Origin of the sequence: Psychrobacter sp. PG1, from assembly GCF_014897815.1 — a bacterium.
In the GTDB taxonomy this organism is placed as follows: domain Bacteria; phylum Pseudomonadota; class Gammaproteobacteria; order Pseudomonadales; family Moraxellaceae; genus Psychrobacter.
In genome coordinates, this window is record NZ_JABUZG010000039.1 from 1 (window position 1) to 25,408 (window position 25,408).

Annotated in this window: 19 protein-coding genes; 13 read left to right on the top strand and 6 right to left on the bottom strand. The window is 43.6% G+C overall.

Going from position 1 to position 25,408, the window contains the following annotated elements; translation table 11 throughout:
* Nucleotides 1-146: 146 nt before the first annotated feature.
* A complete protein-coding gene (locus INT03_RS02715) occupies nt 147-1,241 on the bottom strand; it encodes a PhoH family protein (RefSeq protein WP_045451672.1) in 1,095 nt (364 codons plus the stop codon).
* A gap of 632 nt (nt 1,242-1,873) precedes the next feature.
* Here INT03_RS02715 and INT03_RS02720 point away from each other — a divergent pair.
* The 5 genes from INT03_RS02720 (at nt 1,874) to INT03_RS02740 (ending at nt 8,466) form a co-directional block, all read left to right on the top strand.
* Nucleotides 1,874-3,181, top strand: a complete 1,308-nt coding sequence (locus INT03_RS02720; RefSeq protein WP_226950253.1) for an FAD-dependent monooxygenase — start codon at nt 1,874-1,876, stop codon at nt 3,179-3,181.
* Between the two features lie 73 nt (nt 3,182-3,254).
* Entirely contained in the window at nt 3,255-4,523 is a 1,269-nt protein-coding gene (locus INT03_RS02725) for an FAD-dependent monooxygenase (RefSeq protein WP_193007480.1), read from the top strand.
* Between the two features lie 52 nt (nt 4,524-4,575).
* Nucleotides 4,576-5,211, top strand: a complete 636-nt coding sequence (locus tag INT03_RS02730) for an OmpA family protein (protein ID WP_226950254.1) — start codon at nt 4,576-4,578, stop codon at nt 5,209-5,211.
* 60 nt (nt 5,212-5,271) lie between these two features.
* On the top strand, nt 5,272-6,468 hold the full coding sequence (locus tag INT03_RS02735) for a hypothetical protein (RefSeq protein ID WP_193007481.1): 1,197 nt from the start codon (nt 5,272-5,274) through the stop codon (nt 6,466-6,468).
* An 81-nt stretch (nt 6,469-6,549) separates the two neighbouring features.
* Nucleotides 6,550-8,466 (top strand): DUF262 domain-containing protein, encoded by a 1,917-nt coding sequence (locus INT03_RS02740; RefSeq protein ID WP_193007482.1) that lies wholly within the window; start codon nt 6,550-6,552, stop codon nt 8,464-8,466.
* A 96-nt stretch (nt 8,467-8,562) separates the two neighbouring features.
* Here INT03_RS02740 and INT03_RS02745 read toward each other — a convergent pair whose 3' ends face one another.
* Entirely contained in the window at nt 8,563-9,474 is a 912-nt protein-coding gene (locus INT03_RS02745; RefSeq protein WP_193007483.1) for a lysine exporter LysO family protein, read from the bottom strand.
* 267 nt (nt 9,475-9,741) lie between these two features.
* On the opposite strand from INT03_RS02745, the gene INT03_RS02750 reads away from it, so the two are divergent.
* The 3 genes from INT03_RS02750 to INT03_RS02760 are packed head-to-tail and all read left to right on the top strand — an operon-like array spanning nt 9,742 to nt 14,552.
* Nucleotides 9,742-12,522 carry an alpha/beta fold hydrolase gene (locus tag INT03_RS02750; protein ID WP_193007484.1) on the top strand — a complete coding sequence of 927 codons (2,781 nt, stop codon included), beginning with the start codon at nt 9,742-9,744 and terminating at the stop codon, nt 12,520-12,522.
* Nucleotides 12,523-12,525: 3 nt separating this feature from the next.
* Nucleotides 12,526-13,728: a patatin-like phospholipase family protein gene (locus INT03_RS02755; RefSeq protein ID WP_193007485.1), complete on the top strand. Its 1,203-nt coding sequence runs from the start codon at nt 12,526-12,528 to the stop codon at nt 13,726-13,728.
* 8 nt (nt 13,729-13,736) lie between these two features.
* Entirely contained in the window at nt 13,737-14,552 is an 816-nt protein-coding gene (locus tag INT03_RS02760) for an SDR family NAD(P)-dependent oxidoreductase (RefSeq protein WP_193007486.1), read from the top strand.
* A 7-nt stretch (nt 14,553-14,559) separates the two neighbouring features.
* Here INT03_RS02760 and INT03_RS02765 read toward each other — a convergent pair whose 3' ends face one another.
* The 3 genes from INT03_RS02765 to nadA all read right to left on the bottom strand — a co-directional run bounded on the left by INT03_RS02765 (nt 14,560) and on the right by nadA (nt 18,580).
* Nucleotides 14,560-15,453, bottom strand: coding sequence for a phosphatidate cytidylyltransferase (locus INT03_RS02765; RefSeq protein WP_193007487.1), 894 nt, complete (start codon nt 15,451-15,453; stop codon nt 14,560-14,562).
* A gap of 78 nt (nt 15,454-15,531) precedes the next feature.
* On the bottom strand, nt 15,532-17,439 hold the full coding sequence (nadB, locus tag INT03_RS02770; protein ID WP_193007526.1) for an L-aspartate oxidase: 1,908 nt from the start codon (nt 17,437-17,439) through the stop codon (nt 15,532-15,534).
* Between the two features lies 1 nt (nt 17,440).
* The gene (gene nadA / locus INT03_RS02775) at nt 17,441-18,580 is read right to left on the bottom strand and encodes a quinolinate synthase NadA (protein ID WP_193007488.1); all 1,140 of its coding nucleotides are present in this window, start codon (nt 18,578-18,580) and stop codon (nt 17,441-17,443) included.
* A gap of 285 nt (nt 18,581-18,865) precedes the next feature.
* Between nadA and INT03_RS14895 the strand changes: the two genes are divergently transcribed.
* The 4 genes from INT03_RS14895 (at nt 18,866) to INT03_RS02795 (ending at nt 23,581) form a co-directional block, all read left to right on the top strand.
* On the top strand, nt 18,866-19,954 hold the full coding sequence (locus tag INT03_RS14895) for an NUDIX hydrolase (RefSeq protein ID WP_226950255.1): 1,089 nt from the start codon (nt 18,866-18,868) through the stop codon (nt 19,952-19,954).
* A gap of 170 nt (nt 19,955-20,124) precedes the next feature.
* On the top strand, nt 20,125-20,985 hold the full coding sequence (gene nadC / locus INT03_RS02785) for a carboxylating nicotinate-nucleotide diphosphorylase (RefSeq protein ID WP_193007489.1): 861 nt from the start codon (nt 20,125-20,127) through the stop codon (nt 20,983-20,985).
* 278 nt (nt 20,986-21,263) lie between these two features.
* Entirely contained in the window at nt 21,264-21,905 is a 642-nt protein-coding gene (locus INT03_RS02790) for a MarC family protein (RefSeq protein ID WP_083475671.1), read from the top strand.
* 293 nt (nt 21,906-22,198) lie between these two features.
* Nucleotides 22,199-23,581 (top strand): NAD(P)-binding domain-containing protein, encoded by a 1,383-nt coding sequence (locus INT03_RS02795; protein ID WP_193007490.1) that lies wholly within the window; start codon nt 22,199-22,201, stop codon nt 23,579-23,581.
* Between the two features lie 134 nt (nt 23,582-23,715).
* Here INT03_RS02795 and INT03_RS02800 read toward each other — a convergent pair whose 3' ends face one another.
* Nucleotides 23,716-24,318, bottom strand: a complete 603-nt coding sequence (locus tag INT03_RS02800; RefSeq protein ID WP_193007491.1) for a LysE/ArgO family amino acid transporter — start codon at nt 24,316-24,318, stop codon at nt 23,716-23,718.
* Nucleotides 24,319-24,485: 167 nt separating this feature from the next.
* On the opposite strand from INT03_RS02800, the gene INT03_RS02805 reads away from it, so the two are divergent.
* Nucleotides 24,486-25,229, top strand: coding sequence for a hypothetical protein (locus INT03_RS02805; protein WP_193007492.1), 744 nt, complete (start codon nt 24,486-24,488; stop codon nt 25,227-25,229).
* Nucleotides 25,230-25,408: the final 179 nt, after the last annotated feature.

Consider the following 25,408-nt stretch of genomic DNA (forward strand, 5'->3'; position numbering starts at 1 on the left):
AGATTCGGGTGCGTTGCACTTCGATGTTGAATCCAAGTCTGATATAAGTTATGACTAAAGCTAAAAAGCTCTCGTCGTAAAAAGCCGGATTACTGACAGTAATCCGGCTTTGCATTTTTATAACATTAAATAGCAGGCTAGACCGTTTATAGCTTGGCTGCAGCATTAGCGATAACTTGTTTACGCTCTTGCTCTTTTCTGCGCTCAAACTTACGCTTTTCTTCTAACGCTACTTGTTCTTCATCATAAACATCGTAGGCTTCTACAATTTTCTGTACCAATTGATGACGTACCACATCTTTTGAATCAAACTTGGTGATATGAATTTCTTCAATACCACTTAAGATTTCCATTGCTTGCGCTAAGCCTGACTTATGACCACGTGGCAAATCGACCTGTGTAATATCACCTGTAATTACTGCTCGTGAACCGAAACCCAAACGGGTCAAAAACATTTTCATCTGTTCAGGCGTGGTGTTTTGCGCTTCATCTAAGATGACAAACGAGTTGTTTAACGTACGACCGCGCATATAGGCAAGGGGTGCGATTTCGATGACTTGTTTTTCAATCAGCTTGCCCACTTTTTCAACGCCGATCATCTCATATAGCGCATCATATAATGGACGCAAGTAGGGATCGATTTTTTGCGTCAAGTCACCTGGCAGAAAGCCCAGTTTTTCACCAGCTTCTACCGCCGGACGCACCAATAAAATCCGCTCAATCTCATTACGCTCAAGCATATCCACGGCGCAAGCCACGGCTAAATAGGTCTTACCCGTACCAGCAGGGCCAATACCGAATGAGACATCAGAGTTCAGTACGTTTTGGACGTAGGTCTGCTGATTGCCACCGCGAGGAATGATACGACCTTTACGCGTGCGTAAGCTAACTGGCGTAAACTCGTGAGCTGATTCTAAGTCCGCCTCAGCGTCTGCATTATCCTTGGCTTCTTGCTCATCCGCTTCCATATCTTCATCACGAGAAATGCTCGATTGGATAATAAGATGTAGCTCCGCTGCACTAATGTCCTTGGTATTCTGTGCCTCATCTACCAGTTTATAAATAATACGTTCACCGCGCTCGACATTCGATATGTCGCCACTCAAACAGAAGTCACCTTGACGCTGCATGATTTTGATATCGAGGCGTTGTTGGATATATTTCATGTGATTGTTGTATTCACCAAGCACGGTTTTGAGCTGTGCGGGTGTCAATGATTCAAACTTTATACGGCGGCTCATGGAATCAGTCAAGCGATTATCCTTTTATTATGTACCCCAATGCTATGATTTGGTTTTGATGGCATTGCGGGTTTAAGAGATAAAATGGTCGGTCGTTATGGTCTTGGCTTTACGTTATAGAGATAGAAATGACGTAGAATTATTATTCGTTTTAGGAGTGATGATAAGTAACGGTCTTGCCTTTATTATGGTCGATAGATTTTAAATTTCAAGCCATACGTCGAACAGATGCCACTGTTTTTGTACGACGATTGCAACCGCTTATCGACATTGATATTTTTATGTCTAATTTTGAGCGGGTTACGGCATTGTAAATCACGTTTAGAGCGTGACGAAATCAAGCGTTTCAGGTATACGTTTTGGCTACTGTTAAGGCGACAGAGTTGGAGGCGATCTGTGGTAATCTATGGATGATGTCGTAGTGCTTTATCGCAGAGTTTAAAATATGAATAAAATGATGAAGGCTGATGAAAGCTGACGAAGGTTAGGACCTATTACGCATTCGACTAAGGCTATGCCGATGTGTGAATGTTAAATATTCCCTAAAAAATTAAAAGAATTCTAGCGATCATTCATCGCTTATAGTGCGTGCGCCCAACAGCGTAAAATAGACATGAAAATTAGGAATAATAATGCAAAATACTGATGTAAATTTATCGAATGCTAAAAAAAAGTTTGAACATAAAAAGGCAGCTACTGAGCAGCAAGTCCTCATCGCTGGTGGTGGTCATGTGGGATTGTCATTTGCACTGTTACTAGCACATCATGGTATTGCTAGCACGTTATTAGAAAAAAATAGCTACCCAACCATCAGCCCAAATGATGACAGCAATCGCAGCCATTATTTAGACAGCCGCAATACAGCACTGTCACGTCGTACGGTACAGATTTATCAAGAGATTGGGTTATGGGATGAGTTGCAAAGTCATGCTTGTCGTATCGATGCGGTGCAGATTAGTGAGCAAGGCAGCTTTGGGCGTGCACAATTAAATAAAGCTGAAGAGCGGGTCGAGTCATTTGGACAAGTGATGGAAAATGCGTGGCTCGGACGTAAGCTTTTATTAGCCGCGCAGCAAGAGCCATTAATCACTTTGATCGATAATGCCAGTGTCAGCGCCGTGACCCAACAAGCGGATGGGGTGACGCTCAGCTTTAACTATTATGGTGAAGAGGAACATGAGCAGCAATTGCAGGCCAGTGTTTTAGTCGCTTGCGATGGTCGCGATTCGACGGTACGCCAATTATTAAATATTGGCACGACGATTTATGATTATCAGCAAACCGCTATCGTCGGTGTGGTAGAAACTGACAAGCCACACGCACATGTGGCGATAGAGCGTTTTAGTCCAGCAGGGCCACTGGCGGTGTTGCCACTGACCGATCCAGAAGGTGACGGCAATGACGACTATCAAAATGGCTATAGACGCTCTGTGGTTTGGGTCTGCCCAAAAGGGGAAGAAAATAAATACTTAGAAGATGATGCGCATTTCTTAGCGACATTGCAGCAAGCCTTTGGTGAGCGTGCGGGCACGTTTGTCGCTGCTGGTCGCCGCGGCGCTTATCCACTGACACGCGTGTTGGCAGACAAACAAGTAGCGGATCGCTGTGTCATCATGGGCAATGCTGCTCATACCTTGCACCCTGTCGCTGGTCAAGGTTTTAACCTCTGTATGCGCGATGCCCATGTACTGGCACAAATGATGAGCGCGCAAGTGCTAAAGGGCGAAGACATCGGCGATACGCAACTGTTAAAACGCTATGAGAAAGCACGTCTAAGCGATCAAAAACGCGTCATTCGCTTCTGTGATGCCGTGGTACATGGTTTTACCCATCCTAATCCAGCCATCAAGTTGGCAAGGAATGTGGCCTTGGTTGCCTTTGACAAGCTGCCAAATATTAAGCCACTAGTCGCTAACTATGCTATGGGGTTAAAGTCTTAGTTTGCCATATCACGGTATATTAACGGTCTAGACCAATGTTCTATACGATTGCACTTAACTGTAGGAATAACTTATGAAGAATAATCATACGCTGATTATCGGTAGCGGTATTGTTGGGGCAACGCTTGCTTTACAGTTGGCACAAGCAAAAATGCCTGTGACGTTAATTGATGCTCGCCCTGCACGTGATGACTCAGAATGGCAACAGGTGCTTGGCAAGCGGGATGCGCGCGTTTATGCCTTGAGTCTTGCCAGTATTAACTTACTTAAAGGCGTGGGCGCATGGCAAAAGATAGCAGCATCAGAGCGCAAAGCCGATTATTCGCAAATGCAGGTATGGCAACTAAACGGTATGGGTGAGCTATTATTTGGCGATAGCGGCGATAATCATCCTAACAATCATTTACCGCAAATGCTCGGTAGCATGGTCGAGCCTGCTGTCATTGAGCATGCGTTATGGCAATGCCTGTATGAAGATGATGTCAGTGACTATTTAACCGTCATCGCTGGACATAAAGTTATCAATATGGATTGGCTGGGTGCAGAGCAAGGCTACCGTGTGACTTTAGATGATCATACTGCTATAGCAGCGGCTCTGCTGGTTGGTGCCGATGGTCGTGGCTCATTTGTGCGTCAGCAAGCGGCGATTGGGCTCGATACACTTGATTATAAGCAAACCGCTATTTGCTGTGCGATTCACACCGAAAAACCGCATCAAGCGACTGCGCGCCAAGCAATGCTGCCTACAGGTACGCTGGCACTATTACCGCTTGCTGATATTACTGATGCAGATAAAGCCAACCCAGAGCACTGGCAGTCGATCGTGTGGACATTGCCGCGCAATCAAGCATTGGCGTTGATAGAGGAGGACGCGCGCGTCATTGCTGATAAATTGGCTGCTGCCAGTAACTATGAGCTAGGTGCTATCACTCAGATTGAGTCAATCGCTAGCTTTCCACTGACCGCGCAACAAGCAAAAAGCTACGTCGCGGACAATTTAGTCTTGATCGGTGATGCAGCGCATGGCGTCCATCCACTGGCGGGTCAAGGGTTGAATCTGGGCATGCTCGATGTACAGACTTTAAGCGAGCAATTGGCACATGATTTTGAACGTAGTGGTAGAACCAGTTGGGGCAGCAATCAAACGTTGCGTAGCTACGAGCGTTTGCGCCGTCCGCATAACAGTCTAATGATGCACAGCTTTTCCGCGCTTAATTGGCTATTTGCAGGGTCACTTGCACAATCGCGTCCTATTCAAAAAATCCGTAGCGAAGGTATGTACCGCGTTAGCAAAATTAAGCCATTGATGAGACTGTTTGCTAAGCAGGCGAGTGGGGTTTAGGGTTTTGACTAAAATTATTAATTGAACTTTTTAACTAAACTAAGGATGGCGTATGAAGACTCAGTCATGGATGGCGATAGCCATCGTAATAGCTAGTTTTATTTTAGCCTCCTGCCAATCTACACCTAAAAATAATACAATAGATAAAAAGGCAGACAACACACCTAAAGTATTGATAGAGCTACTTGCAGATACAGACAATGACGGCGTGCCTGATGATTTGGATCAATGTCCAGCCACTCCAAGAAATATGGTAACAGATGAAAGAGGTTGTCCTTTTACGATGCCAGGGATAGGCCTAAAAATGGAATACCGTGCCTTTTTTGCTAAGGGCAGCAGTGAATTAACATCTAAATATCATGTTGAGCTGGATAAAGTAGCGGCAAGAATGAAAGAGTATGATATCGCTATCTTTAAAATTGAAGCCCATGCTTCAGAAGATGAAATTAATAAAAGGTTACCCTCATTACCTAAAAATAGGGCGCTGATGGTCAAAAACTATCTTTTATTAAAACATAATATAGAGCCTAGTCGTTTAACGCCTTTAAATTGTGAGGCTAGAGCGCCTATCGCACCCAATGATACGGATGAGGGGAGGTCTTTTAATCGTCGGGTCTATGGTTTATTAACTGAACCTGATAATGAGTATCCTATCAATTTAAAAAACGGCATCTGCGTTAAATTTTAAATCAAGTTTTTATCAATTATTGACCAGTCGTTCAATCCAAATACTCCAAGGCAAAACACCATGCTCATCCCCAAATACTGGGCGCAACACAAGCAGCGCTTTGAATTGCGCGAGACGCCTAACAAGCCTGCTAGACAAGTGACCATTAAACGTTATGGTTGGTCAGATATCAGCCAAATGGAAGCGCTATCCCATGCTAAATCACGAGTCAATGAGGCGCATCATCGCTGGCTGGCAGGTGAAGATATCTTACGTCGTGAGCGCAAGGAAGAGTATAACGAAGGCAATAGCATTCCTATTCGTGAAGAGATTATTGATAAGCATGATTTTCCAGAAAATGAATTATCTAATAATAGTGCAGCAGTAACGAAGCTTATCGTTACGCGTAACAGCTACGGTGCACAAGTCGCCAACGTTGATAACATCGCTATTATTGATGTTGATAATGAAGATTTATTGCGTCATATCTATCCTGATGATTATAACCATCATGGCTTTATGCCTGCCTTTCTCATTAATCAAAGCAATCCCGCCAGCAAAATTAAAATTTGGTTTTTTGTTGTTGTTTTTATACTCATCGCCAGTGTTATCGCTTGGTTGGGGTTGTCATGGTTATGGCTGTTAGTAGTTATGTTTGGTGCCACTGCTTATTTGTGGCAACAAGCCAGTGTTAAAGACAAGGCCCGCGCGCAAAAATATGCCGATGACGCCGCCTCGTTACTGCCTTATATGACAGATTTAATCAAAAAACGTATTGCTAATCATCCTACCGAGTCCTTTCGTTTATATCAGACGCCCGCAGGTTTTCGTATTATCGCCACTCACGATGTTGTATTGCCAAGTGATAGGTTAGTCGCGGAATGGTTTGCGTATTTCCATGCGGATACCAATTATGTGCGTCTATGTCAGGTGCAGCAGTGCTTTCGTGCGCGGCTCACTGCCAAGCCGTGGCGTCTGAGTGAGGTTGAAAATAATAAGTTGGCTAAAGATATCCCTGCTAAGGACTTTTGGTTTGGCTCTGATAATACCGATGTGGATAATAGCATTGAGCAACGTCAAGATGAGTTAAAAGCGCGTAAACAATGGGTGGCTGATTATGATAAGTATGCCAAAAACTATCGAGCATGCCATTATGTTGAGGGTTTTTCTGGTAAAGAAACTGTTGATAGAAATACAGCAGCTACGCAAGCTATTGATGCTTTTATCGAGTGGCATGATAAGGCGTGTCAGGTGGAAAAAAATCTAGAGATGGCTTGATAGGAAGTTTAATTCTAATTTATTTTCGAAAATGTTTTAAATTTATTTTATATTATTAACAACTAGAGGAAAGACCGATAAATGGAAGCACATGCTCGTAATCTAGAACGTATATTTGATAGTACTGTCTCTTATCAAATACCGTTATTTCAACGTCCTTACGTTTGGACAGAAGATAAAAACTGGTGTCATTTATGGGAGGATATAGTTGATGTCGCCGACCGTTATCTAGCGAATGAGAACTGTCGTAGCCATTTCTTAGGAGCAGTAGTATTAGAGCGTGATAACAATGCTACTGGTTCTATTGAGACTAGACAGGTTATTGATGGTCAACAACGCTTTACTACCTTACAGATAATGATGATTGCTATTAGAGATCTTTGTGAAAAGCACAGTAATACTAAGCTTTACGACAGATTTGATGGTTTAGTGAGTAATAAGCGTAGCAAGGTTGATTTGGATCAAGAAGCTTATAAAATTTGGCCTACCAACAGTGATCGTCCCGCTTTTGAGGTTGTACATCAACTGAGTCATTATGACGTAGAACAGTTAGCACAGCTCGATGACAAGATTAAGAATAGTCAAATATTTAAAGCTTATCAATATTTTACTAAGGTTTTAGAGGCATGGTTTGTAGAGCGTGATAATGTTGAAAATTGCTTAGATGCACTATGGCAAGTAGTACGTGAGTATTTACAAATTGTTGTCATTGATTTGCATTCGCAAGATGAAGCGCAGGTTATTTTTGAGACACTAAATGCCCGTGGTACACAGCTGTTACCCGCAGATTTGATTAAGAATTTTTTGTTTCGCAAAGTTGTTGGATCAGATAAAGAAGTAGAGCATCTCTATACTGAGTATTGGCTCGCTTTTGATAGCGATTTTTGGCGTGAAGAGGTAAGCCAAGGGCGAACTAAACGTCCACGAATAGATTGGTTTTTACAAAATTACTTAAGCTTAATGCTACAAGATGACATTAAAGTATCGCATCTATTTGATTCATTTAAGGCCTATGTTAACGATACAGAAGATAATTATGATAAATTTAATAATCAATTTTTTAAGCATCCTAAGAATACGACTGAGCATCTAATTGCTCTGAAGCAGTTCGCCAAGCTTTATCAAACCATTACTCAGCCTAAAGATGAAAGAGTAGCTCTGTTTTTATATCGATTAGAGGCCGTAGATACGGCGACTGTTTATCCATTATTGTTATTGGCAACGACATTATGGCAGAGTCAACCTAATGAGTTACATAATTTTCTAAGCATTTTGGAATCATACTTAGTTAGAAGAATGGTTTGTGGGATGACTAGTAAGAACTATAACCGCTACTTTACAGACGTCATAAAAGATATATATCGAACCAAAAAAGAGTCTGATATTCCTATAAACGCAAAAGATGTACATACCATCTTATCTAAAAGTGATAGTGATAGTTCGCGGATGCCTGATGATATCGAGCTGAAATCTCAGTTGTTACAACGTCCAATGTATGGCCGTATCGCACAATATAAACTTAGGATGGTATTGGAGGCAATAGATGGTGCTTCACATCATTCCAAAGCTGAATTCATGCCAATTCAGAAAAACCTTACTATTGAACATATCTTACCTGAGAAATGGGAAAAGCACTGGCCACTAGAAAAAGAAGGTAAGTCAGCAGAAGATATTCTAGAACAAGAATCACGTAGGAATACGTTAAAAAATACGATTGGTAATTTAACACTAGTCACAAATAGCTTAAATCCTGCTATTTCTAACGGTTCATGGCAGACAAAGCGCCCAGAGATACTTAAGTATAGTAAATCTAATTTAAACCGTTATTTTCAACCAGAAACTGAGGATAACTTAAGTGTATGGAATGAAGATAAAATCCTTGAGCGCGCAGATATATTAGCTGATTTGTTTATTCAAGTGTGGCGTGCACCTTTGGCTAAGCTAAGTGAGACGTTTGATTATTCTATGGATAAAGTTTATTTTGCTATTGATGTTTAATAATTGGATATTAATATAATTGGCAGCGCAGGATAAAAGCTCTCTAGTGGGCTCACGTTAAACTCTATTAAAAAAGTTTAACGTGAGCCCTTATATTTAACCCAACGTCGAGAATACCACCATCAGCACTGGCGAGACAATATTAATAATAAAGCCAAAACTAATCGCCAATGGCACGACCTTTAGACCACCTGATTGCTGAATAATTGGCAGGGTAAAATCCAAGCTCGTCGCGCCGCCAAGTCCAACTGCTGCTGATGGATATTTACGCATAAACACGGGAATAAATATCAGCGCAAAAAACTCACGTACCAAGTCGTTAAATAGCGCGACACTGCCCCAAACCGCGCCATAAGCATCGGTCATGACGATTGCTGATAGCGAATACCAACCAAATCCTGACGCCAATGCCATTCCCTTCGTCCAAGAGACATCGCTAAACATCAGCGCAAAGAATAAACCACCAACCAATACCGAGAGCGTAAAGATAACGCTCATTTCCACCCCGCGTTTATTCAGCAGTACTTCTTTTAAAGTAATACCCGAGCCCTTTAAGCCAATACCGACTAGCAAAATTAATATCATTAACATCACCGTCATCGTATTTTCGGGTGGCATATAATTTTCTGGCAGGAAGTATCCAATCACCATTCCAATCACCACACAAATCACTTGTGCCAAGCTGCCACGGATGCTGACACGGTGTTCTTTAGATTTTACGCTGGGTTTTTTGGCATGCCACGGGCGCAAATGATCGAATAACATCAAGGCAAATAAGCCCGACCCAATCGTCAATATTGATAATATGGTCACATACAGGGCAATCTCGCCTATCTGACTGCCAAGCCCTTCCACTTGCGACAGCTCAATCCCAATCAGCGCTAAGATAATAAATACCAAATAAGACAAGCCTTTATCAGCAAGCTTGGTCATTTTAGGATTGGAGGGGATGGCAAAGCCAATAAACATTGGCATTAATACCAAAACAAGGGTAACTAGGCTTTGCATGATGATGTGCTCGCAGCTTTCGAAGGCATTTTTAGGAAGCTGGGGATTGTATCATATCAAGCTATTAATACTGACATGAGCGACTAAGATTCCTTGTAAAAGCTGACTGTTTAACGACTAAATATTGGGCGTTAAAGTAAGCAACTGAATCACGAAGCCGTAAGTTAGGGTTTTATTCATGATAATTTGACTACTAACAACGTTTACGTATTTACCTAACCAACTTTTGTTGCTACATTAAAGAACTGAATATATTTGGTTCGCCTTATGTCGCTCTATCAGCTCAAGTCTCAATTTCAAGATCAATTGCGTCCCATTAGCGATGCATTGGTTGAGCAAAAGGTTACCGCTAACCAAGTGACCGTATCAGCCATCTTATTGAGCCTTGGTACGGCGTATGTCATTGCTAAACCTGCGCAAAATCAGCCTAGACTCTGGTTGCTGTTGCCATCATCTCTCTTTGTACGCATGGCGCTCAATGCGATCGATGGCATGATGGCACGCGAGCACGGGCAAGCTTCTAAACTTGGCGCAGTGCTTAATGAAGTGGGCGATATCGTGGCTGATACGGCGCTTATCGCAAGTCTTGCCCCGCATGTTGCGAATGATAATGCGCAAGCGTCGACAGTCAATTTACCAAACCGTATATCAATCCATCAGCCACATATTGTCGGTCTAATCGTGCTTAGTATTGGCACTGAATTGCTAGCGATAATTAGTAATAAAAGCTTAAATGTTCGGGCGAATCAAGGGCCGTTAGGCAAAAGTGATCGTGCTTTTGTGCTCGGTGTGCTTGGCACTGTTATGGCAATTAAAGCACCGATCGCGCTATCTCATATGAGAGTAGGACAATTATTTATAGTGACAGAAGCGCTACTACTTAAAACCTGCCTTAATCGACTGCGTTATATGGCAGACTTATACTTGATGCGTAAACCACCTGTGCTACGCTCAAACCGTTTAGACAGTCTTGAGTCAATACCAGAATCATCGTATCAATCTATTTCGTTTATCGATTGCCAAGCGATTATTGATCAACCTGATACGCTATCTCCCAATACCTTTTCGTCAAATCTTCCTTTATTAAATGCCCATCTATCAAACTCTGCTGCTAAAACGTCCCTTTTGGAGTCCCAGACAATGCCCGCTATTTCTAAAAATCCCCAGTCTACCAATGCCAAAGCTGCCCCAAACAAGGTTAGCGATGACCTTCATCTATCATCGTCTGAAGTTATTAGCGGTGAAAGTTGCTACAACGCGTATGATGGCACGGCAATCTATTATCGCTATTGGTTGACGATGCCTTTAGAGAATGTCAAACAAGCCGGTCAGCAACACACACAACAGCGCCAAGTCATTCTGTTACATCGTGGTCATGAGCATTCGGGACGCTTAGCAAAACTTGGGGAACAATTTGCAAAAGCTGGCTATCAAGTATTTGCTTGGGATGCGCGTGGTAATGGGCGCTCAGGTGGTATCAAGGATCATGCCGAAAGCGTCACCGAGCTGGAGCGCGATTTAGACGGTTTTGTGCAACTGGTTATCGGGCAAACGGGCATTGCTATTGAGGATACATTAATCGTCGCCAGCAGTATCGGCGCGGTACTCGCCGCAGCATGGGTACATGATTATGCCCCCAATATTCGCGGGATGATATTGGGTACGCCAGCGTTGAGTATTCGCTTGTACATACCATTTGCCATACCATCGCTAAAGGTAGCTCGCGCGCTTGGACTGATGTCACGCGTGAGCAGCTACGTCAAGGCGCAAGTCTTAACGCATGATAAAGACGCACAGCAAGCTTATAATGCCGATCCGCTGATATCGAATAGCATCTCGACCGACTTGCTCATCGATACGCATGCAACGGGTCAACGCTTGCTCGATGATGCGGGTGCTATCACCGTGCCAACCTTTATATTATGTGCGGGTAAGGATTACGTGGTCGATAAACAGGCAGAGCGCGATTTTTATGAGGCCATCAATACCACTGATAAACGCTGGCAATTATATCCAGATAGCTACCATGCGATCTTTCATGAGACCAATAAGGCAGACGTCTTCGCGGATTGTATCGATTTCGCTGAGCAGGTATTCAGTACCGATGTTAAAGCGCCTGATTTAAGCGCGGCTCATCTTAATAGTGCCAGTAAAGATAAAGTTGACCGCTTAGCGATTAAACCCTTTAACCCAAGCTTTGCCATTACCCGATTCGCCATGCAAAAATTTGGTCATGTCAGCGATGCGATTGCCACAGGACTGGAGCATGGATTTGACTCGGGTCATTCGCTTGATCACGTGTACTATAATCAGCCGAGTGGGCAGAATAAATTTGGTCAGGCAGTCGATAAGTTTTATTTAAGCAATATCGGTTGGCAAGGGATTCGTATTCGCCGTGAGCATATATTGGAGCTGGCACGTGAAGCTCTGGCAGATATTGAAGACAAAAATCAGAGCAGTACTAAACCATACCAACCAAAACTACTCGATATCGCTAGTGGACATGGCTTTTATGCCTTTGATTTACTGACAGAGTTTACCAAATTGCATGCTGAGCTACGTGATTACGAGATGCATAATATCCAAGCGTTACAGGCAAAGGCGGAGCAGTTAGAGATTACTGATCGCGTGATGACTTGTCAAAAAGATGCGTTTGACCCTGCCAGTTATTCTTATTTACAGAAGGAAAGTGACAATACTAAAGGCCTTGACGATAAAAAATTTGATATCGCCATTGCTTCTGGGGTTTTTGAATTATTTTCTGACAATACACTACCAGCGACGGCATTGGCAGGTATTTATGAAAGTTTAAAATCCAGTGGTTATTTACTTTATACCAATCAGCCTTGGCATCCTGAGCAGGAATTTATCAGTAAAACTTTAAACAATCATCACGGTAGTAGTTGGGTGATGCGCTGTCGCTCGCAAGCGGAAATGGATCAATTGGTTGAAAATGCTGGCTTTAAAAAAGTCGCTATGCGTATTGATCGCTTTGGTATTTTTACCGTGTCGCTAGCGATTAAAACAGTACCGACCACTGATGAATGATAGATGAATAATCAAAGCGCCAAGCCTTATGAGCGTGTGCAACTTTTTTCAGGGGGCGGTTCACGTTTCGCCTATTATTTGGGCAGCTATGCGGCATTGGTTGCTCATGATTTGAAGCCAGATGTCATCGTCGGCACTTGCGGTGGCAGTCTGTCGGCTTATTTGGTCAATCTAGCGCCTGATCCTAAGGATTTGCAGGCGCTCATGTGCAGTCGTGAGTTGTATCATGTCATTACGGCAATCAGACATGTTGCGCCAGACGAAGCCAATAAACGTTTAAAAATACGTTATATGATGCAGGCGCTTAAACGTTGGCACTTGTCACGGCAGGTTTCTAACCGCCAAAAACAGCAGCAAGCAGATAACTATGAGCGACTATTAAATGAGTTGCAGCAGTTGGCGATGTTTCGGATAGATAACGAGGGGCAATGGCTAGATGAATTGTCTCATTTTTCTCCCAATCACAATAATCTGTATAATCCTACCGTGCCAGAGATAGCTATTATCGCCAGTCGACTCTATCAAGTACCCAATCAATCCTTTAATCAGATGCCTACTGCTGATAGTTCTGTTTACGATGAGTTTAAACTACAAGAGTTATTATTTGCCCCGCCGCGATTGGCAGCATCAGAGCACTTTGAGCAAATACTTAACTCACCAGTGCATACGTTTGCCGATAGGCGTATCCATCAGTCAGTAAATATCGTAAAGCAGTGGGAATTCAATCCAGCGGTTCGTGCTTCTATGGCAGATATGTATTATCTACCGCCAACGCATATTGAAACGCTTGGTTGGTGCTTGGGCGGAGTGATTAATCTGACACCGATTGAGCTGGCGTGTCAACTGGGACAGACGGTATTTGCAGAGACCAAGGCAGGTTATGATTCATGGCTGGCGGCACCAGCGATTCAGCGCGTTTTTGGTTTTGACCCCAATGAGCGTTTGGCACAGGTGCATGGTTATCAGCCAATGAAAACGTCATCACTTGTGAAGTCAGAAAGAAATAGCCGTCAATTGCATTGGTTGCCCTTTGCAGATAACGGTCAGCAGTTGGCAGGACAGCATGTACAAAAGCGTTTTAATATCAGACAAATGACAGTTGAGCTTATTCACAGTGACTATGATGGCTTTGTGCAGCAAATACAGGCGCAGTGGCAGTATGGCTATCAGCGTACAGCTGACTATATACGGCAGCAGGGTCTATGAACGCACAAATGAAAAATATTACACAATCTACTTCCACTCATAAGCCATCGCATCTTATCGTTTTTGGCGGTACGAGTGGACTTGGCTTGGCGTTGGCGCTGCATCATCAGGCGCTTGGCTGGCAAGTAAGCGTGGTTGGTCATAGTATGGAGAAGATAGATAATATCAATAGTCAGTATCCTAATATTGTCACTTATTGCTGTGATTTGATGGATAGTGTGCAAACACAAAGTTTGTTAGAGAGCCTGTCAGATATCAGCTTTCAAAGAGTGATTTATAGCGCTGGTAGTTACACTAACGAGCGTGTCCATCGTCTCAATCAAGCGGACAGCGATAAAATGCTCGCGATTAATTTTCAAGCCTTTGAGCAGGTTTTTAGGTGGGCAAGCGAGCAGTTAAAGCAACAAAGATATTCATCAGATTTCAACGAAAATAACAGACTAAGCTTGATTTGTATCGCGTCTATCGCCGGTACTATGGATTATCCTTATGCCAGCCTTTACGCCAAAAGCAAACGTGCCATGATTGCGACTGCCAGCGCTTATCGAGCGGCACTTGCGCCGTATCATATTCAAGTCAACTGCATCGCCTCAGGTTATATCGATACTCAAGCATTACGCGATTTGAATGACGGCGATGCCAGTCATAAGCCATTCATAATGAATACGCAAACGGCGGTGAAGCATGTTATGCAAGCCATTGATAAAAATATTGAGCTGGCCATATTTCCATGCTCCATGCGCTATATCACACGGGCGCTGAATCATTTACCTAAGCCTATGCTTAACTGGATATTGCGCAGTAAATTGGATAAAATTACTTGATAACAGGTTACCCAAGCAGCCAATAAAACAAGGTAAATAGCGGCACGCCAATGAGCAAGCTATCTACTCTGTCTAATACGCCGCCATGTCCGGCGAGCATCGTACCCGTGTCTTTAACCCCATGCTGACGTTTAAAGGCGGACTCTAATAAATCTCCAGCGATACCACTGACCGCTAAGCCGTAAGCGGCTAATAAGCAAATCCACCAGTTAAAAGGCGTGAGCCAAATGCCTAATAGCGTTGCCAATATCGCTGCTAGCATACTGCCGAAAAGAGCGCCTTCGATACTTTTATTCGGGCTAATGGTTGGGGCAAGACCACGCCTAAACAGCTTGTGACCAAGCAATCGTCCGCATAAATACTGGGCAATATCATTAAATTGACTGGCGAATAACACAAAAAATAAAACGCCATACTGCTCGCGCTGCCAGATTAATTGTTGTAAAGCAATGAGACTGACAATCATTGTGATAACAGCAAAGCTAAAGATTAGGTCTAACCGATTTAGACGCGTATAAGCTGGAGTAGAATGGGAAGAGGTTTGGCTAAAAGGCAATATCTTGGGTTGTAGACCGCGCGCTTGCAGTTTCTCAATCAGCACAGCTTTGTTGCGCAGACACCATAAGCGTTTGATCTCATAGCCGCCACGCAGACCAATTAAAACGAAAAAAGCGATGAGCAGCCACTGGTAAGGGTATGTGTGAGCCTGTAAGGGTTGGCTATGATCCGTTACCTTAGCGATAACATAACACGCGCAAAGCGCCGCTAACATGAGCCACCATGAGCGTGCGATTAAATAGATTTTCGGTAAGCGCTGACGTAAGCGAGGTAGGGCAAGTATCGCCCAAACCGAACTGACGACTAACATTAGAACGATCACAAATCGTAAATCAGAAGCCATGTTTTTAGCACTTTGAGGTCAATAGAAAACGGTGGATTACCGTTTTGTCATGGCTAGAGTGGCAGCTTCCAATTGCTGTTAGATGTTAGCAACTGTATTTACCACTCTAGCCTCTGTGTCATCGATTATAGGCTGAAGCAGCCAATCAATGCCACCCTCTTTGCTACCTGTTTTGTCAGCTTCTCTCAACTTCGATAATGGCGCAATCACACTGGTTTGAGGTGTGGATGCCAAATGTGGATAGTCTTGACGATAGTGACCACCGCGACTCTCATAACGCTGATAAGCTGACTGAATAACCAATGTGGCTAATTGTAATTGTCGTGCTAATTGAAATAGTGTCAGCTCATTAGCAGTGATAGTACTATCTAAAGTACTCATACTGGACTGATTTAACCTAGTTTTTTCAAGCCATTGCTGTATCTGTATTAACATTTGCTCTAATGATTCGGCATTTCGGGTGATACCCATATAGGAAGTCATTAAAACTTTCAATTCTGTGACTATTTTGCCAGCATAATCATGGGTAATGATATCAGTGTCATCACAATGAGATAAATTAAATAGAATGGTAGGAGAAGAAGGAAGCTTAATAGTTTGAATATCTTTGAGCGTTGGTGCTGTCCAAATGGCAGTTGCTAATAAATCTGAGTGATCATAACTGGTAACGTGATTTAGATTTTCTAATGCTTTTAAATATCGCGGTAAGTCAGCAGCGATATTGCGCCCAACGACTACGCATTCTAAAAGTGAATTACTTGCTAAGCGATTCGCACCATGCAAACCTGTATAGGCAACTTCGCCAGCTGCATAAAGCCCTGTCACATCGGTTACACCATTGGCGTCAGTAACCACGCCACCGCAACTATAATGCGCAGTCGGGGCAACGGGGATAGGTTCCCTAGTCATATCAATGCCGAGGTTGAATAATGTTTGATAAATCTGTGGGAAATGCTCCCGTAAAAATTGGTCTGGCAAATGACTGACATCTAAATGTACGTAGCCAAGTCCGTTATTACTGATCTGCTCAGCGATGGCGCGAGCGACTATATCGCGTGGTGCCAATTCTGCTCGCTCATCAATTTCTAACATAAAGCGCTTGCCAGATTGCGGACAGGTCAGCCGTCCACCTTCGCCGCGTAGTGCTTCAGATATTAAAAAACTGCTGTCTGCCATTGCTAAGCCCGTCGGATGAAATTGGATAAATTCTAAATTTGCTAAGCGGCAGCCCGCTTGCCATGCCATCATAACCCCATCGCCGACACAGACATTTGGTGCACTGGCACGCTTAAATAATTGACCCATGCCACCACTAGCCAGTACGACTGCGCGACTATAAAAAGTCAGTTGTCGTTGATTATTATGATCGAAAACTTGTGCCCCTTGGCATTGCTTATTTGGATTGGCACTGTTTGTTAAAAGGCTCAGCGCTTCATGATAAGGTGAAATAGTGATATTGGCAGCGTTTTTCGCCTTTATAGTCAAGGCTTCCATAATGTGTCGACCAGTCGCATCATCCGCATGTGCGACCCGCCTGCAACCATGCCCGCCTTCTTTGGTTAAATGTAAGTCGGCAGTTTGTAGTTCAGTCTGTAGCTCGGTGAAAGGTTTTGTATTATCTTCTTGCGGTATTTGGGTAAAAGGCACACCTTGCTCACACAGCCATTGCACTGCCTGTTGCCCGGCACTTAAAATGCTGCTGGTATTATTAGCATCGCATAACCCTGCGCCAGCGATTAGGGTATCGGCAATATGGTCAGCGACAGAGTCCTCTTTATCCAAGCTTGCCGCGATGCCACCTTGGGCATAATGACTGGAGCAAATCTCTAAGGCGGCTTTGCTCAATACAGTAATATTCAGCGATTTTGGTAATGCTAGAGCTGTGCTTAAGCCCGCTAATCCCGCGCCAATGATAAGTACGTCAGTTTGTACCATAGCAGCAGGGCTATCGAGACCTAATGATTCCGCTGTCAATGCCGTGCTCATATTAGGCAGCCCCGACATTGGCAAATAACTCACGGTCTTTGACAATATCGCCGCTCGTTGCCACACGTTGTTTTTGTGATTCGGCAAAATCAAGCATACGTTGCAAAGGCTTTTTAGCCGCGACTGCCAGCTCAGGCGTCATCAAAACTTCACCACTGCGCTGCATCAAGCACTGTTCAATACCTTTTAGACCATTCATTGCCATCCATGGACAAAATGCGCAACTCTTACAACTGGCGCTTTCACCCGCAGTAGGCGCAGCCAAGAAATGCTTATGTGGTGAGCGCTTTTGCATTTCGTGCAAAATACCCAAATCGGTGGCGACAATAAAGGTATCGGCATCCATCTCATAAGTCGATTGCAACAGCTTACTGGTCGAGCCGACCACATCGGCGAGCGCCACCACGCTATCAGGGGATTCAGGATGCACCAATACCCTAGCGTTTGGATGCTCCTCTTTTAATTGCATCAGCTCGGTCGCTTTAAACTCATTATGTACCAGACAAGAGCCTTGCCAAAGCAGCATATCTGCGCCAGTCTCAGCAGCAATATATTTACCTAAATGGCGATCAGGACCCCAAATAATTTTTTCACCATTCGCATGCAAATGGCGAATGATGTCGATGCCAACCGATGACGTCACCACCCAATCGGCACGGGCTTTGACGGCGGCGCTAGTATTGGCGTAAACCACGACTGTACGCTCAGGGTGAGCATCACAAAATGCGGAAAACTCGTCAGCAGGGCAGCCCAAATCAAGCGAACACTCGGCTTCTAGGTCTGGCATCAGTACGGTTTTTTCCATACTTAAGATTTTTGCGGATTCGCCCATAAAGCGGACGCCAGCGACCACTAACGTCTGGGCGCTATGCGCTTGCCCAAAGCGTGCCATCTCCAGCGAATCACCCACGCAACCGCCCGTTGCCAATGCCAAATCCTGAATAAAGGGGTCGACATAATAATGGGCGACCAATACTGCATTATGCGCATTTAATAGCTGTTTAATGTTTTCCTCGACTATGAGACGTTCAGCACGCGGCAAGTCTGCTGGCATTTTAGCTTTGGCATATTCAATATTCATTTGAGTGGCAATGCGATTGTCATTACTCATGATGGGCGCGTCGTAAGGATAAGTTTTCATAGATGCAAACCTTTTAGGCAGTAACGACAATCAATATGCCGCTAAAAATCAGTCAATTAATATCGCTGGCTAGTCAGATGTTTTAATTATGCTCATTTTGAGCATAAATACAAGTATTTTTTATACATTTATGATTTGTACATTTATGATTTATAAAGACTCATTTTATATAATTACAACCACGAACTATGATAATCGTTGATTCAAGCTATACTGAGCAAATGGTCAACAGCTTAGCAGTTGAGCTTTATTTAATAATTAAAATAAAAGGTAATCACTAAAGTCATGACGTTGTCTTATTCACACGCGCATCAGCAAGGTAGTGGCACCACAGAAGTCGTGGCTGTGCTAGTCGCCATTACTGAGCATACCGCTCGGGTCTTAACCGTTGATCAAGGAAAGCTGTTACCCAATGGTCCATTGATGCCGTTGCATCGCTCATTGCAAGCGGGTGTGCGCCAATGGGTTGAGGAGCAAACACAGCAACCACTTGGTTATTTGGAGCAACTCTATACCTTTGTCGATACCAATAGGCGCAATGTTGATGGTCACGCACTGGTCTACGTGAGCTATTTGGGACTGGTGCAAGAGACACAAACGCCGCAGCTACAAAGCCAAGCATTGTGGCGCGATTGGTATGATTACTTTCCTTGGGAAAATCATTTGGATGGCATACCTAGCATCATTATGAATAATATTGTGCCAGCATTATTGAGTTGGGCAGATAGCGCTAAAGATTCAGGCATTCAGCAGCGCCGCCGTCAGCGTATTGGTCTATGTTGGGGTGTAAGTGAAGCGCTCTTAGTGGGTGATATGCCCACAAGTGAAAATGCGGATAATGAATACATAGCCTATGAGCATTATGAAAATAGAGAGTGGGTCGCTGAGCATGTGTTACTGCGCTATGAGATGCTGTATGAAGCGGGGCTGATACCGGAAGCACCAAACTATCCACCCAGCTATTCAATGAATCATCAAAGCGTTCATCAAAGTGCTCACCAACCGAGCCATCAGAATAAGCTACCTGAAAACTGGTCACAGCTCATTGGCGTGCCGATGTATTATGATCATCGCCGAGTGATTGCAACGGCTATTTCACGGCTGCGTGCCAAAATTGAATACCGACCGCTTATTTTTGGCTTGATGCCAGATGTATTTACCTTGTCACAATTACAACAAAGCGTAGAAGCGCTCTCAGGAGTGCGCTTGCACAAGCAAAATTTCCGTCGTTTGCTAGATTCACAAAAACTTGTGATGGAAACAGGACAGAGTAGTAGCGCCCAGCGTGGTCGCCCTGCCAAGCTTTATTGCTTTCGTCATGATATTGAACTACAAAGCTTATTGATGGATAGTAAGTTGCCTAAGCGTAAATAGGCGTCGATAGACTACCTTGCTATCTTTATTTTGATGATTATAAAACCCTGTCGGCTGCACAAAATGATGACGGTTCCTTGCGAGGCTGTTAACTTTACGCTATATTTATGCTCATTTTGAGTTTAATTGCATAAGCATATATCAACGCCACGTTTATTTAAGGGTTAAAGATGATAGTTAAAAAAGAACCAGCATTGGATGAGGTATTGCTTAGACCTTTGGTTGAAGCTGCGCTAACTGAGGATTTGGGCAGACGCGGAGATGTCACATCACAAGCCACCATTCCAGCCGATATGCAAGCAAAGCTAGAGATTAAAGCGCGGCAAGCAGGCGTGATATGTGGTATGGATTTGGCACGTTTATCGTTTGCGATGGTTGATTCTCAGATTGAGTTTGTGGCTCACGTTGCTGATGGTGAATGGGTTGACGCGGGCACAGTCTTGGCTAGTGTTCGTGGTAATGCCCGCCATTTGCTGACAGCAGAACGTACCGCGCTCAATTTCATGACCCACTTGAGTGGTATTGCGACAGATACGAGAAAAATTGTAGATAGTGTGGCAGAGTATCCTGCGCAAATTACTTGTACACGTAAGACCATTCCAGGCTTGCGCATTGTACAAAAGTACGCGGTACGCTGCGGCGGCGGGCGCAACCATCGTCTGGGACTGGATGATGCTATTTTAATCAAAGACAATCATATTGCTATCGCTGGTGATATCAAGACTGCGATTAAACAAGCGCAAAACTTCGCTGGGCATTTAATTCCCATCGAAGTAGAAGTGGATACTTTAGAGCAGCTAGCGCAAGCATTAGATGCTGGTGTGAGCTTGGTGCTATTAGATAATATGTCCCCTGGAATACTAGCGCAGGCAGTAACGATGTGTAAAGGTTGTGCTAGAACAGAAGCTTCAGGTGGTATTACTCCTGAAACGGTGCAAGCAGCAGCAAAAACGGGTGTTGATTTTATTGCCATGGGTTATTTGACGCACAGTACCACGGCATTAGATATCGGTCTTGATTTTAGCGCATGATTTTCAACATGCCTGTCTCCACATACCTGTTTTAGCGATTAGGCTTTATGAGGTTGTTTACCCACCAAATAGTGGCTGATAGGTCAATGTTGAGCCTCTATTTTCGTTGATAGTCTGCTGCCAGAAAGGTAAGCAAAGTTAATGATTTAATTAGCTTATCTGCCTATGATACAATATAAGCTACAAAGTTATTGTTAACCATCTATTGGGTCATCGTTGCACTCGCACGATGACCTTATCTTTTTGCCCGATTTGACTAATAGACAAGCGAGCGCTCAGTGAATACTGAAATCATCAAGATAATCTTAGCCTTTATGGTGCTGATTAATCCCTTTAGCGCTTTGACGTTATTTTTGGATTTGACCCGTGGTTATTCAATGAATAATCGACGCAAAGTGGCGCGTGTTGCTTGTTTGACGATTTTTATCACTATTAGTTTCTTTACGGTAGCAGGCGAGACATTACTAAAAGCACTTGGTATTTCTATCGGCTCGTTTCAGCTGGCAGGTGGTATCTTGGTGTTTTTGATTGCTCTTAATATGATGAATGGCGACGGTAATCCCGTGAAGCCCGATCAAGAAAACTTCGATGTTGACCATGTACAAGACGCGCCGCCCACCATGGCTGCAGCAGTTGTGCCTATCGCTATTCCAATGATGATTGGACCAGGTGGTATCTCGACGGTGATTATTTATTCTTCACAAGTCTCTGGTATTTTGCAAGTATCTGCCATATTGATTGCTGGTTTATTTATCAGTCTGTTTTGTTATCTAGCACTGATGGCGGCAGGTCGTATCAGTCGCTTGCTGGGTGATACTGGATTGAACATCATGAGCCGAATTATGGGGATGTTATTGGCGGCAGTTTCTATCGAAATTATCGTTAATGGCTTACGCACTTTATTTCCTGATTTAGTGTAATGACGCTGCTACGTTATGTTTGTCCGTCAATTTTTTGATTTATTCCTTAATGGGCGTGTTCAGTATTCAACCCTAGCACTGACAGTGCCGATTTATGCATATTTAATACGCCCTAATGAAAAGCACGTGTTAACTCATATCAAATTTAAAAACCAAAGATTCGGTTAGAAGCCATTTTTGGAGAATAGTCATGTCTTAAGCTATGGCCAATTAATCACCAAAAGTATTCGAAAAAACACCATTCATAAAAATATGTTACAGTGGAGAGACAACTATTATCATAGGAGTTAGTCTTGAGTAATAAAAGAATTGCTATTTTAGGTGCAGGTCCAAGTGGTTTAGCACAATTACGCGCTTTTGAAGCAGCTCGTTTGGCTGGCGCAAAAAACTTACCTGAGATAGTTTGTTATGAAAAGCAAAACGCTATTGGTGGCATGTGGAACTATAGCTGGCGCACAGGATTAGACAGAAATGGTGAGCCTGTTCACGGTAGTATGTACCGTTATTTATGGTCCAATGGTCCCAAAGAGTGCTTAGAGTTTGCTGATTATTCGTTTGACGAGCATTTTGGTGAAGCGATTCCCTCATACCCACCGCGTGAAGTCCTAAAAGACTACATTATGGGGCGTATCGATAAACAAGATATCCAAAAATACATTCGCTTTGAATGCCCAGTACGTTGGGTGTCATTTGATGATGACACGCAAAAATTCACCGTGACGGTGATGAATCATAAAACCAATGAGCAAGAAGTGGAAGAATTTGATTATGTCGTGGTAGCGACGGGTCATTTTTCCACGCCAAACATGCCTTACTTTGAAGGGTTAGAAGCTTTCCCCGGCCGCATTCTGCACGCGCATGATTTTCGTGACGCCTTAGAGTTCAAAGACGAAGATATTTTGCTCATCGGCAGTAGTTATTCAGCCGAAGACATTGGCACGCAGTGCTATAAGTATGGTACCAAATCAGTCACTATCAGCTATCGCACGCAAGCACTCGGCTATGATTGGCCAGAGGGCATCAAAGAAGTGCCTTTGGTCACCCATTTTGAAGGAGATGTAGCGCACTTTGCCGATGGTAGCAGCCAAAAATTTGATGCCGTTATTATGTGTACTGGTTACCTGTTTCATTTCCCCTTTATGCCCGATGAATTACGTCTGCAAACGCATAACTGCTTATATCCAGCCAACTTGCACAAAGGGATTTTTTGGCAGCCAAACCCAAAGCTCATTTATTTAGGTATGCAGGATCAGTATTTCACCTTTAATATGTTTGACGCTCAAGCATGGTATGCACGCGATGTGATGATGGGCGATATCGAATTGCCTGAATTGGTACACCGTGAAGCAGATGAGAAAAAGTGGTTGGCAACTTACGCGAAGTGCGTGACGGTCAGTGACTCAATCGACTTTCAAGCCGCTTATATTCGTGATTTAACCAATGCGACCGATTATCCAGAATTTGCGGTTGAAAAACAGGGTGAAATCTTAAAAGAGTGGCAAAAAGACAAAGCTGATAATATTATGACCTTTAGAGAAAGGGCGTATCGCTCTACGTTAACAGGCACGCTATCGCCTGAGTTGCCAGAGCCTTGGTTGGATGTCCTTGATGACTCGCTTGAGCATTTTTTGAACTTAACCTTCGTTAAGCCTAAAAAGCGTAAAAAAGTATCGTAAATAGTAAAAGTGTCAGATTCCAAAAAGCCAAACACATTTATACAAGGTGTTTGGCTTTTTTTGTACTTATACTTATATTTAGGAGCTGTGTTAATGGTTTAGCCTATCACCTACTTTTGCCTTTATCGCTGTTTTTAACTTCGGTACAGATGCCACGCCAAATACAACATGAGTATCCCTACCAAAGCATCGAGTATATTCCATGCTTTTGGTTTGGCAAATAATGGTTTGAGTAATCGCGCCCCATAACCCAACGCAAAAAAGAAAAAGAATGAGGCGCTGACTGCACCGACTGCAAATGCCAGCTTACTACTAGCACCCGTTGAAACCATGCCAACGAGTACCAATGTATCTAAGTAGACGTGTGGGTTGAGCCAAGTAAAGCCAAAACATAATAACAGGGCTTTTTTTAAGCTGGTGACGACTTGTCCCTCGACGGTGAGTGCATGTGTGACGCGCACACTGGCATATAAGCTCTGCAATCCATAGCCTAGTAAGAATACAACGCCAGCGAATTTTGCGATATTGACCACTTGCGGATATTGCGTCGTGACCGCGCCAAAACCGCCAACGCCAGCAGAGATTAACAGCGCATCACTGACCGCGCAAAATAAACAGACAAAAAATATGTGCTCGCGTTTGAGTCCTTGTTTGAGTACAAAGGCGTTTTGTGAGCCAATCGCGATGATGAGCGATAGCCCAAGTAAGAATCCAGAGGTGTAGTCGGTCGCATTCATAATAGTGTGCTTAGCAGGGGGCGGATGAGAGGTGTTGACATTTTGCTTACTGGCAGCGCGGTAAAAAGCTGTTAAGATACGCTATTGGATAAATCTATGCAATACGAGCGCAATAAGCGTGCACGGGACGAGGGGCAAGGTAGGTCATGGTGGTAAGTCTGACAAGAATGCTAAAGTCATTTGGGCAAGCTCAAGATGACCTGCCAACGCTAGCAGCCCAAAATGCTCAGGAGATGGCTATCAGTCAAGATATAGAGGTGACTGATAATAATAGTATAAACAATGATAAAAACGATCAAGCTGTCAGTCAGCGTTCTGTACTGACGCCGCCTGAGCGCAGCGAACGTATTTGTGATGCTTTGGCGCAAGTGAGTGATATCAGAACGCCGACACCTTTGACTGATCGCTACCTGTCCAATCGCGCTCAGATGCGCCCGACCAATAGACCGCCTTTTGACCCCGATACTTTATGGTATCTCAAACATGGACGCTGCCCGATTATGACTGAGCTTGTTGATGTGGTCGATGAAGCCACCCTAAATGCCATGCCCATCGAGGCGGTTGCGATACTAGACCGTATCAATGGTAAGTTGAAACGCTATCGTGAGTGGAGCAGTGAGCTCAATGAGCAGCAACAACAGCAACATAATGAACGCCAATTTGTCATCGATAAGCTGGTGTCAGAGAGCATTCCAGAAGCCCTCCATCATTATGAGCAGCTACAGCGCTTTAGTCCCCATCGTACCAAAAACAATATGGTGCAAGGAAAAATGACGGCAGGTGACATGCTGACGGATTTGTTTTTAGAGATTGATTATGAGCTTGATGAATTGTTAGATGAGCTGCACCAAACAGTGATGAATCGTTTGGCTTCAACGCACCGTTATGTCAAAAGCCGGACAAAAAGTTAATTACTAATAGTTAATGGCTGTTAATTGGCATTATGAAATTAACATAATCCAGAGCTGTGATTGAATTGAGGACACGCTCTAACACGGTTTTCACACAAGCGACGCAATGCATAACAATATAGGGCTTTAATAGAGCCTTATTTTTTTGTTTAATAATAACCATCTATCTTATTTAGAAT

What these genes read in the sequence shown, in the direction of transcription:
- INT03_RS02715 (WP_045451672.1), bottom strand. Translation starts at nt 1,241, where the DNA reads ATGAGCCGCCGTATAAAGTTTGAATCATTGACACCCGCACAGCTCAAA.
- INT03_RS02730 (WP_226950254.1), top strand. Translation starts at nt 4,576, where the DNA reads ATGAAGACTCAGTCATGGATGGCGATAGCCATCGTAATAGCTAGTTTT.
- INT03_RS02735 (WP_193007481.1), top strand. Translation starts at nt 5,272, where the DNA reads ATGCTCATCCCCAAATACTGGGCGCAACACAAGCAGCGCTTTGAATTG.
- nadB (WP_193007526.1), bottom strand. Translation starts at nt 17,439, where the DNA reads ATGAGCACGGCATTGACAGCGGAATCATTAGGTCTCGATAGCCCTGCT.
- nadC (WP_193007489.1), top strand. Translation starts at nt 20,125, where the DNA reads ATGATAGTTAAAAAAGAACCAGCATTGGATGAGGTATTGCTTAGACCT.
- INT03_RS14895 (WP_226950255.1), top strand. Translation starts at nt 18,866, where the DNA reads ATGACGTTGTCTTATTCACACGCGCATCAGCAAGGTAGTGGCACCACA.
- INT03_RS02805 (WP_193007492.1), top strand. Translation starts at nt 24,486, where the DNA reads ATGCTAAAGTCATTTGGGCAAGCTCAAGATGACCTGCCAACGCTAGCA.
- INT03_RS02745 (WP_193007483.1), bottom strand. Translation starts at nt 9,474, where the DNA reads ATGCAAAGCCTAGTTACCCTTGTTTTGGTATTAATGCCAATGTTTATT.
- INT03_RS02765 (WP_193007487.1), bottom strand. Translation starts at nt 15,453, where the DNA reads ATGGCTTCTGATTTACGATTTGTGATCGTTCTAATGTTAGTCGTCAGT.
- INT03_RS02750 (WP_193007484.1), top strand. Translation starts at nt 9,742, where the DNA reads ATGTCGCTCTATCAGCTCAAGTCTCAATTTCAAGATCAATTGCGTCCC.
- INT03_RS02755 (WP_193007485.1), top strand. Translation starts at nt 12,526, where the DNA reads ATGAATAATCAAAGCGCCAAGCCTTATGAGCGTGTGCAACTTTTTTCA.
- INT03_RS02725 (WP_193007480.1), top strand. Translation starts at nt 3,255, where the DNA reads ATGAAGAATAATCATACGCTGATTATCGGTAGCGGTATTGTTGGGGCA.
- INT03_RS02760 (WP_193007486.1), top strand. Translation starts at nt 13,737, where the DNA reads ATGAAAAATATTACACAATCTACTTCCACTCATAAGCCATCGCATCTT.
- nadA (WP_193007488.1), bottom strand. Translation starts at nt 18,580, where the DNA reads ATGAAAACTTATCCTTACGACGCGCCCATCATGAGTAATGACAATCGC.
- INT03_RS02720 (WP_226950253.1), top strand. Translation starts at nt 1,874, where the DNA reads ATGCAAAATACTGATGTAAATTTATCGAATGCTAAAAAAAAGTTTGAA.
- INT03_RS02740 (WP_193007482.1), top strand. Translation starts at nt 6,550, where the DNA reads ATGGAAGCACATGCTCGTAATCTAGAACGTATATTTGATAGTACTGTC.
- INT03_RS02800 (WP_193007491.1), bottom strand. Translation starts at nt 24,318, where the DNA reads ATGAATGCGACCGACTACACCTCTGGATTCTTACTTGGGCTATCGCTC.